Source organism: Sphingobacterium pedocola, assembly GCF_015209965.1.
GTDB classification, from domain to species: Bacteria; Bacteroidota; Bacteroidia; order Sphingobacteriales; family Sphingobacteriaceae; genus Sphingobacterium; species Sphingobacterium pedocola.
The window spans coordinates 536966-548880 of the sequence record NZ_MU158690.1 but is presented as its reverse complement, the minus strand read 5'-3'; the positions used below and the strand labels follow the sequence as shown (position 1 = coordinate 548880).

The following is an 11915-nucleotide window of genomic DNA, read 5'->3' as shown; positions in this document are numbered from 1 at the left end:
AATTAGCTGTTAACGTTATTTAAACTATCTACTACCAACGTTACGTGGTTAGAACGCTTGCGAATTCTATATCCACGACCCTGTGGAGCCGGACGTAATCTTTTTAATTGACGGCCTCCGCCTACTGATACTTCTTTCACAAATAAAGCAGAGTTCTCTAATGAAGTACCTTCATTTTGAGTTTCCCAGTTTTTGATCGCTGATAATAACAATTTTTCAACACGACCAGCAGCTTCTTTACTTGAATGCTTAAGAATGTATAAAGCGTTTTCCACTTTCGCGCCACGGATTAGATCCACTACCAACCGCATTTTGCGAGGTGAAGTAGGGCAGTTCAATAACTTGGCAGTAGAAGCTCCTCCTACTTGAGCTTTATCCTGCTCTTTGCGCTGTCTAATTAAGACAGATTTTTTGAGTTTTTTTGTTGCTTCCATTACCTATTATTTTTTCTTTTCTGCGTGGCCTCTAAATGTACGCGTAGGCGCAAATTCTCCAAGCTTGTGACCTACCATGTTCTCTGTTACATAAACCGGAATAAATTTATTCCCGTTGTGCACTGCGAAAGTATGGCCAACAAAATCAGGAGAAATCATAGATCTACGAGACCATGTTTTGATAACTGACTTTTTGTTAGTTTCATTCATAGAAAGAACTTTTCTCTCTAAGTTGTGATCGATATAAGGACCTTTTTTAATTGAACGAGCCATTATTTTTTCCTTCTCTCAATGATGTAACGATTTGAAATTTTCTTCTTCGAACGTGTCTTGAAGCCCTTAGCTAACACACCTGTACGTGAACGAGGATGACCTCCTGAAGTACGACCTTCACCACCTCCCATAGGGTGATCTACCGGATTCATAGCTACCCCACGTACGCGAGGCCGACGGCCTAACCAACGTTTACGACCTGCTTTACCTAATACTTGATTAGCTTTCTCAGCATTTGATACGGAACCTATAGTCGCAACACATGTCAATAAGATCATGCGCGTCTCACTCGAAGGTAATTTAATGATAGCATACTTACCATCACGTGCAGACAATTGTGCATATGTGCCCGCTGAACGTGCAATTGAACCTCCTTGACCTGGATTCAATTCAATATTATGAATGATAGAACCAAGCGGAATGTTTGCCAATGGTATTGTATTACCTACTTCTGGGGCTACTTTATCACCTGCTACAACAGTTTGACCTACTGCAAGACCAGTTGGAGCAATAATGTAACGTTTCTCCCCATCTGCATAATGCAATAGTGCAATACGCGCAGTACGGTTTGGATCGTATTCAATAGTTGCTACTGTTGCGGGGATATCTTTTTTATCGCGTTTGAAATCTATCAATCGGTATGATTTTTTATGTCCCCCACCGAGATAACGCATAGTCATTTTACCGGACTGATTACGACCGCCTGATTTCTTGATTTTTACTACTAACGATTTTTCAGGAACGTTAGTTGTAACATCAGAGTAGTCTGCGCCTACTCTGAAACGAGTACCAGGGGTTACCGGTTTGAATCTTTTAACTGCCATTTTAGTTATATAACACTGTAAAAGTCAATAGTTTCACCGTCTTTAATTGTAATGACGGCCTTTTTATATTTAGGAGCTCTTCCAGATACAAAACCTGCTTTCGTATAGCGGCTTTTGGCTTTACCAGCGACCACTGCTGTATTCACTGCTACTACAGTAACACCGAACATTTCCTCTACAGCTGATTTAATCTGAATCTTATTGGCTCTATGATCCACTTTGAAAGCGTAACGGTTTAATTTCTCCGTCAATATTGAAGCTTTCTCAGTTAAGATAGGTTTTTTTATAATTTCCATATTACTTAGCTAATGCTTCCTCCAAAGTTTTAACAGAATCCGCAGTCAACAATAATTTAGTAGCATTTAATACGTCATATGTATTTAAATCCGACGCTACCACTACTTTTGCTTTCTTCAAGTTTCTGCTTGATAAATAAACATTATTATCATACGCTGGCAAAACCAATAACGTTTTCTCGTCAGCGATATTTAACGCGCTTATCAAAGACACATAGTTTTTCGTTTTGATCGTATCGAAACTTACTGCATCCAATACTACAATGTTACTTTCTTGTGCTTTGTAACTTAACGCTGATTTACGTGCTAACTGCTTTAACTTCTTGTTCAACTTGAAGCTATAGTCACGAGGCTGTGGACCAAATACACGGCCACCACCATTAAACAATGGAGATTTGATAGAACCCGCACGAGCACCACCCGTGCCTTTTTGTTTGTGTAATTTACGAGTAGAACCCGCAATTTCATTACGTTGTTTCGATTTGTGAGTTCCTTGGCGTTGATTCGCTAAGTATTGTTTCACATCTAAATAGATCGCATGGTCGTTTGGCTTTACGCCGAATACTGACTCAGGTAGTTGCACCTTGGCACCTGTTTCTTTACCTGATAAATTTAATACATTAACTTCCATCTCTACTATTTGTCTACGATTACATAAGAACCTTTAGCTCCTGGAATGGAACCACTAACAACAATTAGGTTTTGATCCGCGTAAACTTTCAATACTTGTAAGTTTTGAACTTTTACCCTTTCACCACCTGTACGACCAGCCATGCGCATTCCTTTGAATACACGTGAAGGCCAAGAAGAAGCACCTAACGAACCTGGAGCACGCAGTCTGTTGTGCTGACCGTGAGTCGCACCACCTACACCACCAAATCCGTGACGCTTCATTACACCCTGGAAACCTTTACCTTTAGAAGTACCGACTACATCTACGTACTCTCCTTCTTCGAAAAGTGTCACATCCACAATGTCTCCTAGTTGTTTCTCATCTTCAAAAGTTTTGAATTCAACTAGTTTACGCTTAGGACTCACTCCTGCTTTTGCAAAGTGTCCCTTTAAAGGAGCTGTCGTGTTCTTTTCTTTGGCATCATCATAGCCTAATTGAACAGCGAAATAACCATCCTTTTCTTCCGTACGTATCTGCGTAACCACGCACGGCCCAGCCTCTATTACTGTACAAGGGATATTCTTCCCTTCTGCATTGTACAGGCTGGTCATTCCTACTTTTTTACCAATAATTCCTGACATGTTATAAATAAATTAATTAAAGTCCATCGAAGCAGTAGGGCTTCGCTCAAGACACACTATTCCCACTAAGGGACTGCAAAAGTACAAACATTTTTATAACTATCAAATAATTAGTGCATTATTTTTTTATTTTATATTCCTATGCCATGCAACTAGCAGATAAAGTAAAAATAAATTTAAATACGCCGTATGCCGCGGGTGCATTTTCCGACACGTTATCTATTTCAACACGTCAATATGAAGCAAATCGTGAACCCTAATAATTTATCGAACATGAATGGTACACAAATACCACCCAAGTATAATGTAGGTATTTGTGTAGGGCAGGCAAAACGTCGGTAAAAGAATAAAAGGAAATTGACACAATAGCCGAGTGCCAAAAAAACGTATCGCAATATGGTCACGCCAATTCCTTTTGCCAAAAAAATCCGTTTAGCCTTAAAGTGGTTATGAAAGCAATATATACTATTTTAAGAACCGTCTTATATAACACGGCTTGACAGGCAGCTATATCTCATTTTGAAAACAGACGAAGTGGACCAAGGGGAAAACGACTCGTGAATACTCTCCCTCAACAGGAGCTACCTAAAATTCCTAGAAACTTTCATGACTAGAAATTATTCCTTTTTCAGTTAAAAAGATCAAACAAAATGCTCGGTCTTTCTAACGTTGTTTTTCATCTATTTATTTTTTTACCTGGTTGATGAAAGCGTGATACGAATAATCATTGCTGTGTATCAATACTATTTACATTTCTGTTTCTAAAACTGACCTGTGTTCAACATAACCAGCGTACAACCCTCTATTGTTTCAATGCCCGCTTGCTCCAATTTCTGCTGTAAATCAGGATTTTCAGATCCTGGGTTAAAAATAACCCGCTTGGGATTAGTTTGTAAAATATAATCGTAATAAGGTGCTTGATTTTGAGGACCTACATACATAGTAATGGTATCGATGTCCGTATGGATGGTCTCTGCTGGTTCTATTGCAACACCCGCCACCTCTCCTATCTTACGCCCCACATTCACAATAGGATGTCCTTTACGAACCAATTTATTCGCTACTAAATAAGAGTATCGAGTAGTATTTGTAGTTGCACCTAAAATCAAAGTTCTTTTCATATTATCTAACTGTAATCAATTAACGACAAAATCCCCATTTGCATTATAAGCATTTTGTCTCAAAATAGGCATTTCTAATATTTTATACAAGTCATCCAACTGATTTAGGCTACTATTTACAAAATTTGACAAAAGGACAATTGTTATATCATTTTTTAAATCACGAACATAGAGGTTTTTAAAACCATGCCACCAGCCGGTGTGATAAACGATTTGTTCGTTTTTAGGTGTAAATGTACGCCATCCATATCCATAGCTGAAAACACCTCTTTTTGCATCACTTCGGGGAACATATGCAGAATCCAAAATGGACTTTTCTAGTAACCTTCCTTCGCGAAGCGCGATATCCAACAGGTACATATCCTGTACCGTACTATAGGTTCCTTTATCACCCACTGGCCCGTCTAAGTAATCCTGAACCACCGAGCGTCGCCAAGTACGGTCATGCCCAATTACATCAGTCGGAATTTTTTCATATACCGCTTTAGATAGAACTGCAGTGTTTTTCATCCCGGCCGGTTTAAAAACATGTTCCATCATATAAACACCAAAATCAAGTCCAGACACCTTCTCTACTACCCCAGCTAGGATCATGTAATTGGAATTATTATAATGAAATCTTCCGTCGGGAGTGCCATATCGATTAGGCTTATGCTGGATCATTAAGTTGATAGCATCCAAATTTGTCATTCCCTTCTTTCGATCAGTCCATAATTCTTCCACAAAATACACGTAATTGGGTAAGCCCGAACGATGTGTCAACAACTGTCTAATTGTCACGCCTTCAAACGGAAAACCGGGAAAGAACTCATCCACTTGTTGATCTAATTTAATCTTTCCTTTTTCGACCAATTGTAAAACGGCAATTGCAGTCATCGGTTTGGATACGGAAGCCAACTCAAATTTAGAAACAATTTTCAGGCTATCTCTATGCAGATAGTCGGCCCAGCCAAATGAATTTTGATAAATAATTTTACCTTTTTTAGCAACAAGTACATTTCCATTAAAGCCAGATTTCTTATGTAATTTTACCATAAATTCGTCGATCTGTCTATTGGCCCGAGAGGTGTCATACACCAAAGCTATACTGTCAAGTTCCGCCTGCTTTTGTATGACTTCTGCCTGTTTTTTTTCGGTATTTGAGCAACTGGACAGCCCAATAAAAGAAAGAATAAAAATGAACGGAAGTAATATAAATCTCACTAATAAAAAAATTTGGTAATTAATCAGCCGTTTTTCTACGACAATAGCGAAAAAAGAAGCCACCTTATTATCTAAAGTGGCTCCGTATTTTTACTAAAATTTGATTATGCTAATAAACGAATTGGAGCTTCTAATAACCCTTTCAATGTTTGCAAAAATTGAGCTCCAGTAGCGCCATCCACCACACGATGATCACAACCTAACGTTAACTTCATGACGTTACCTGGAACAACAGCACCATTCTTAACAACAGGAATCTGTTGAATTGCACCTACAGAAAGAATAGCACCATCAGGAGAATTGATAATAGATGTAAATTCATCAATACCAAACATACCTAAGTTGGATACTGTAAATGTAGATCCCTCCCAATCCGCGGGCTGCAGTTTCTTCGATTTAGCTTTCTGTGCAAAATCTTTAACTTCTGCAGAGATATGCGATAAAGATTTACCATCAGCAAAACGGACAACTGGGACCAACAAACCATCTTCTACTGCCATAGCTACACCGATATTCGTATGTTCGTTAAAACGTATTTTATCGCCTTTCCATGAAGAATTTACTGCGGGGTGTTGTTTTAACGCAATAGCCACAGCTTTTATAACAATATCATTGAACGATACTTTTACAGGGGCTACATCGTTGATTTGGGTGCGCGCAGCCATCGCATTATCCATATCTATACTTACGGTCAAATAGAAATGTGGCGCTGTAAACAACGATTCGCCCAAACGACGAGCAATTGTTTTACGCATTTGCGACACATTTGTCTCTGTATATCTTTCCTCCCCTACATATTGCGGAATACTTACTGCTTTTGTTTCAGACCTAGCATCTTCCTGAGATGGAGCAGCTTTAGCTGTAGGGACAAAACTTTCTACATCTTTCTTAACGATACGACCGCCATCTGCAGAACCTTTTACATCGTTTAAATTAATGCCTTTATCACTAGCAATTTTACGCGCTAAGGGAGAAGCTTTTACCCTTGAATCATCTGATGAAGACGAGGACGCTATAGTACTTGTCGCCGAAGAAGATTCTGAAGATGATTTTGATTCTTTAGCTTCAGACTTCTCTTCCGAAGCAGCAACGGCCTTAGCCGGTTTTTGATTCAATAAAGGTGTAACATCTATACCCGCAGGGCCAACTATCGCAATAATATCATTCACCTTTGCTGCTTCTCCAGCTTCTAAACCGACATACAATAAAGTACCATCGGCGTAAGCTGTCACCTCCATTGTCGCTTTATCTGTTTCTACATCTGCTATCGCATCATCAGATTTAATGGTATCACCTACTTTAAAATTCCATTGTGCGATGACCCCTTCTTTCATCGTATCACTCAATAGCGGCATGGTGATTACAGTACAATCCAATTCTTCAGGAGTCACTATTTTACCTGTATCAGCCGATTTCGATTCGTCTTCCGAAGAAGGGCCATCTTCTTTTTTCTGTTCCTGTTTAGGAGTTTCTTCCGTTGATTCTCCACTCAATAGCGCTTCGTAATCTTCACCCTCTTCACCTAAAATAGCGATAATAGCATCTATTGCGACTGCCTCACCTTCTTTAGGGCCTATATACAGCAATGTACCTTCTTGATAAGATTCAAAGTCCATTGTCGCTTTATCTGTTTCAATCTCTGCAACAAGATCGCCAGAATTAACTTTGTCTCCGACTTTTTTGTGCCATTTAGCAATCACACCCTCAGTCATGGTGTCGCTCATTTTCGGCATTTTTACTACTTCAGCCATGTATTATAGTAGATTATATCTTTAAATGTTAAAGTAATTAATATGAATTAATCCAAAATAAAAGGATAATCCTCTTGTACATAAATATCATTGTACAGTTCATCATCACTAGGATATGGAGATTCCTCCGCAAATTTCACAGATTCTTCCACAATAGATTTGACCTCTGCTTCTACTTCCTTAAACCAAGTGTCATCCGCATAGTTATTTTCTAAGATAGCAGCCTTAGTAGTAATCAACGGATCCCGACCTTTATATTCTTCAAGTTCTTCTTTCGTACGGTATTTTGCGGGGTCAGACATTGAGTGACCCTTATAACGGTAGGTACGGATCTCTAAGAAAGTAGGACCTTCACCTGCACGCGCGCGCTGAACAGCTTCATCCATTGCATTGTGAACAGCTACCACGTCCATACCATCTACCGGCATACTCGGCATATCAAAGCCTAAACCCATTTTGTAGATATCCATCATATTAGTCGTCCGTTTTACCGACGTACCCATGGCGTATCCGTTGTTTTCACAAACAAATATTACAGGCAACTTCCATAACATCGCCATATTTAACGTTTCGTTGAAAGCGCCCTGACGAACAGCTCCATCTCCCATATAACATACATTCACATTATCGTTGCCTAAATATTTTTCAGCAAATGCGATACCAGCTCCTAGTGGAATCTGCCCACCGACTATACCATGACCACCCATCATTTTGTGTTCTTTGGAAAAAAAGTGCATCGACCCGCCTTTACCTTTTGAACAGCCCGTAGCCTTACCATACAATTCAGCCATACATGCATTAGCCGACACGCCTTTTGCTAACGCCTGTGCGTGATCACGGTAAGATGTGATCATTGAATCTTCCGGCTTTGTCGCCGAAATAGTACCCGCTACCACCGCTTCTTGACCAATGTATAAATGACAGAAACCACGGATTTTTTGCTGTCCGTATAATTGACCAGCTTTTTCTTCAAACTTACGCATGAGTAGCATGGATCTATACCACTCTAAATATGTTTCTTTTGTTATAGGTGTTGAACTCATTTTATAGTCTTTGTTTCTTACTAAACTGATTACAAATCTAATAATTTATAACGACAAAAAGGATACTTTTAACATCCTTATTGGTTAATTTTTGTTACATTTTATTATTAATGTCAAAATAACAGATCTCTTCGTACGGATAACTATTTAAATAACAAAAAGACGAACATCTCTCGCTCGACTTCGAATTTACCTGAGTATCTCAATTAATTTTTCCTCTTCCAGGGATTCTTGTTTTCCGGTAACCATGTCTTTCAGCGTCAACTTTCCAGACCGAATCTCCTCTTCTCCTACCAACAAAACATACGGAATTGCCTTAGCATCGGCATAGCTCATCTGCTTCTTCAATTTCACAGCTGTGGGATAAAGTTCAGCTGCAATATTTTCTCGACGTAGCTTAAAAAGTAAAGGTAGTGTAAAGGATTCGGCGCCTTTGTCAAAGTTCACAATCAATAATTTTGTACTTGCCATCGTTTTTTTGGGAAATAGATCCAGTTCTTCCAATACGTCATAAATACGATCCGCCCCGAAAGAAACTCCTACTCCAGTCAAGCCTTTCAGCCCAAACATTCCTGTTAAATCATCGTACCGGCCTCCGCCGCCAATACTTCCCATCGCCACCTCGTTGGTTTTTACCTCGAATATACATCCCGTATAATAGTTCAATCCTCTCGCTAAAGTAATATCCACTTCGACCAGCGCATTCAACGCATCCTCGGATTGCTCGAATTGCTTCACATATTCGAATACATCCTCAATCTCGGCAATTCCCTTTAGTCCGTTTTCAGAAGAAGATAAAATAGATTTTAGCTGCTGAAGCTTTTCATGATTAGTTCCGCCCAGCAGGATTATCGGCTTTAACACATTCAAATCAGCCTCCGTAAAACCTCTTTCCAAAAGTTCCTTATTCACACCTTCCAAACCAATTTTATCTAACTTATCTATCGCCACGGTCATGTCGACAATAAGTTCAGCTTTTCCTATCACTTCCGCGATTCCCGTTAATATTTTACGATTATTGATTTTAATGGTAAAATCTTTAAGTCCTAAAGCCTTTAACGCCTCTTGATAGATTAAAATGAACTCTGCCTCATTAAGTAAGCTATCAGATCCCACTACATCCACGTCACATTGATAAAACTCTCGATAACGACCTCGCTGAGGACGATCTGCTCGCCACACGGGCTGGATCTGAAAACGTTTAAAAGGTAATGAAATATCATTCTGATGCATCACGACATAACGTGCAAATGGCACTGTTAGATCATAACGCAACGCCTTTTCCGAAAGGTGGACAATGAGTTTATTGGAGGATTTGGATACTAATAACTCGGAGGGGGCCTTCGCTAAATAATCTCCAGAATTCAATATTTTAAAAATCAATTTATCGCCTTCATCCCCATATTTTCCTGTAAGCGTAGACAAGTTTTCAAAAGAGGGAGTTTGAATTTCATTATACCCGTATTTTTTAAAAACAACTTTCAGTGTATTAAAAATATGATTACGTTTCTCCATTTCAATGGGAGAAAAGTCGCGTGTACCTTTTGCCAAAGAGGGTTTTACTATTGCCATAGCGCAAAGGTAATATAAGAAAGCGAATAAGAAAAAAGGAATTAAAGTAAAAAGGGAGTACTATATCGATTCGATAATCTTCAAAAATTCACAAGCGCGTTCAGCTGCCAGCTTTTCCGCACTCTTCTTGTTGAAATCACGTCCTAAGCCACACACTTCGCCATTTACCTGCACCTGTATACTAAACATCTTGGACGATTCCCCTTCCGGATTATCTGTTTGCACAAATTGCACGTCCTTACCTTCCTGTTGGCACCATTCGATCAAACGACTTTTAAAATTTGTCTCCGTATTCTCTAATGTGTGTATATCAACATGGGGTTTTATAATCCGTGACAATAAAAATTCCCGTGTAAATTGATAACCCTTATCTAAATATACGGCACCAATCAAAGCTTCAAATGCATCTCCTAATAACGAACCTTGTTTATTAGGATAACTTATCATTCTTGCATCGTACTGAATCAATTCGTTCAGCCCCAATTTTCGGGATAACTGATTTAAATTGGCTCTTGAAACGATTTTCGAACGCATTTCCGTCAAAAAACCTTCATCTTTATACGGATAAAGCTTAAAAAGCAACTCGGCTACCACCGATCCTAAGACTGCATCTCCCAGGAATTCTAGGCGCTCATTGCTATTTTTCACACCTTCTTTAATTAATTTCGCAACGGATTTATGTCGAAAAGCCATTTGATATAACTTAACATTACCCGGAACGAATCCAAGTAAATTCTTAAGCTTCTTAATGTAAGCTTTCTGAGGCGATAAATATAGCTTGTAAATACTTAAAGACATGTTTCTACTATAAGAAGAAATAGGTAGCTATACACTACCTATTAAAATCTTTAGCCCAATCACACTGTTAAGCTTTGTATTTTTTAATCACAACAGAAGCGTTGTGACCTCCGAATCCAAAGGTATTGCTCATAGCAGCATTAACCACCCGTTTTTGAGGAGTATTGAACGTGAAATTCAACTTATTATCCAATTCTGGATCATCCGTAAAATGGTTAATAGTGGGCGGTACTATATCATTTTGAACAGCATAAATAGATGCAATAGCTTCAACAGCTCCGGCAGCTCCCAATAAGTGACCTGTCATCGATTTAGTCGAGCTAATGTTCAGATTATAAGCATGTTCACCAAATAATTCTTTTATTGCTTTGGTTTCGCTAATATCTCCCAGTGGAGTAGACGTACCGTGTACATTGATATAATCAATATCCGACACCTCCATATTAGCGTCTCTCAGCGCATTAGTCATTACTAATTTTGCACCCAAGCCTTCGGGGTGCGGTGCAGTAATATGATTTGCATCGGCACTCATACCTCCTCCTACTATCTCTGCATAGATCTTCGCACCCCTAGCCAGGGCATGCTCAAGACTTTCTAAGATAATAGTACCCGATCCTTCCCCCGCAACAAACCCATCGCGATCTTTATCAAAAGGACGCGAGGCAGTCTCAGGATCATCGTTCCGAGTAGATAACGCATGCAATGCATTGAATCCACCTATTCCAGCTTCATTGATAATGGCCTCAGAACCTCCTGTGATGATTATATCGGACATACCAGTCCGAATATAATTAAACGCATCAATCATGGCGTTTGTTGAAGATGCACATGCGGATACACATGAAAAATTCGGACCACGCAAACCATAACGCATTGAAATATGACCTGGAGCAATATCCACAATCATTTTAGGTATAAAAAATGGATTAAAACGAGGTGTACCGTCTCCTTTGGCGTAAGAAGATACTTCATCGTAAAATGTCTTCAATCCGCCAATACCCGATCCCCAAATGACGCCTATGCGATTTGTATCTAGTTGCTCAAATTTCAAATTAGCATCTATTACTGCTTCATCAGTTGAGGCGATAGCATATTGCACAAAAGGATCCACTTTACGTGCTTCTTTTCGATCCATAAACTCATGAGGATCGAAACCCTTTACTTCACAAGCGAATTGTGTTTTAAACTTTGATGCATCAAATTGCGTAATAGGAGCAGCACCACTTACACCATTAAGCAATCCATTCCAGTATGCTGGAGCTGTATTGCCCAATGGTGTAAGAGCGCCTAATCCTGTTACAACTACTCTTTTAAGCTCCATCTATTATGTTTGGCCTAATAAAATT

General features: G+C 39.2%; 13 protein-coding genes. All 13 read right to left on the bottom strand.

The genetic code is table 11. From position 1 onward, the window contains the following. Window positions 1-2: 2 nt before the first annotated feature. The 13 genes from rplV to fabF all read right to left on the bottom strand — a co-directional run bounded on the left by rplV (window position 3) and on the right by fabF (window position 11890). Window positions 3-434, bottom strand: coding sequence for a 50S ribosomal protein L22 (rplV, locus tag C4F40_RS12430; RefSeq protein WP_196939718.1), 432 nt, complete (start codon window positions 432-434; stop codon window positions 3-5). Between the two features lie 6 nt (window positions 435-440). After that, the gene (gene rpsS, locus C4F40_RS12425; RefSeq protein ID WP_002997495.1) at window positions 441-707 is read right to left on the bottom strand and encodes a 30S ribosomal protein S19; all 267 of its coding nucleotides are present in this window, start codon (window positions 705-707) and stop codon (window positions 441-443) included. Beyond that, window positions 707-1531 (bottom strand): 50S ribosomal protein L2, encoded by an 825-nt coding sequence (gene rplB, locus C4F40_RS12420; RefSeq protein ID WP_196939717.1) that lies wholly within the window; start codon window positions 1529-1531, stop codon window positions 707-709. The genes rpsS and rplB overlap by 1 nt, the downstream gene beginning before the upstream one ends. Before the next feature lie 5 nt (window positions 1532-1536). Then, window positions 1537-1827 (bottom strand): 50S ribosomal protein L23, encoded by a 291-nt coding sequence (gene rplW / locus C4F40_RS12415; protein ID WP_196939716.1) that lies wholly within the window; start codon window positions 1825-1827, stop codon window positions 1537-1539. Between the two features lies 1 nt (window position 1828). Continuing rightward, window positions 1829-2458 carry a 50S ribosomal protein L4 gene (gene rplD / locus C4F40_RS12410; RefSeq protein ID WP_140937321.1) on the bottom strand — a complete coding sequence of 210 codons (630 nt, stop codon included), beginning with the start codon at window positions 2456-2458 and terminating at the stop codon, window positions 1829-1831. A 5-nt stretch (window positions 2459-2463) separates the two neighbouring features. Then, entirely contained in the window at window positions 2464-3081 is a 618-nt protein-coding gene (gene rplC, locus C4F40_RS12405) for a 50S ribosomal protein L3 (RefSeq protein ID WP_196939715.1), read from the bottom strand. A gap of 761 nt (window positions 3082-3842) precedes the next feature. Further along, window positions 3843-4202, bottom strand: a complete 360-nt coding sequence (locus C4F40_RS12400; protein ID WP_196939714.1) for a CoA-binding protein — start codon at window positions 4200-4202, stop codon at window positions 3843-3845. A gap of 15 nt (window positions 4203-4217) precedes the next feature. After that, window positions 4218-5405 (bottom strand): serine hydrolase domain-containing protein, encoded by a 1188-nt coding sequence (locus C4F40_RS12395; RefSeq protein ID WP_196939713.1) that lies wholly within the window; start codon window positions 5403-5405, stop codon window positions 4218-4220. A 104-nt stretch (window positions 5406-5509) separates the two neighbouring features. Further along, window positions 5510-7156, bottom strand: coding sequence for a dihydrolipoamide acetyltransferase family protein (locus tag C4F40_RS12390; protein ID WP_196939712.1), 1647 nt, complete (start codon window positions 7154-7156; stop codon window positions 5510-5512). 47 nt (window positions 7157-7203) lie between these two features. After that, window positions 7204-8199, bottom strand: a complete 996-nt coding sequence (gene pdhA, locus C4F40_RS12385; protein WP_196939711.1) for a pyruvate dehydrogenase (acetyl-transferring) E1 component subunit alpha — start codon at window positions 8197-8199, stop codon at window positions 7204-7206. A 189-nt stretch (window positions 8200-8388) separates the two neighbouring features. Next, window positions 8389-9771 carry a histidine--tRNA ligase gene (hisS, locus tag C4F40_RS12380; protein WP_196939710.1) on the bottom strand — a complete coding sequence of 461 codons (1383 nt, stop codon included), beginning with the start codon at window positions 9769-9771 and terminating at the stop codon, window positions 8389-8391. A gap of 60 nt (window positions 9772-9831) precedes the next feature. Then, the gene (rnc, locus tag C4F40_RS12375; RefSeq protein ID WP_196939709.1) at window positions 9832-10569 is read right to left on the bottom strand and encodes a ribonuclease III; all 738 of its coding nucleotides are present in this window, start codon (window positions 10567-10569) and stop codon (window positions 9832-9834) included. A gap of 67 nt (window positions 10570-10636) precedes the next feature. Beyond that, a complete protein-coding gene (gene fabF / locus C4F40_RS12370; protein WP_196939708.1) occupies window positions 10637-11890 on the bottom strand; it encodes a beta-ketoacyl-ACP synthase II in 1254 nt (417 codons plus the stop codon). Window positions 11891-11915 lie beyond the last annotated feature (25 nt).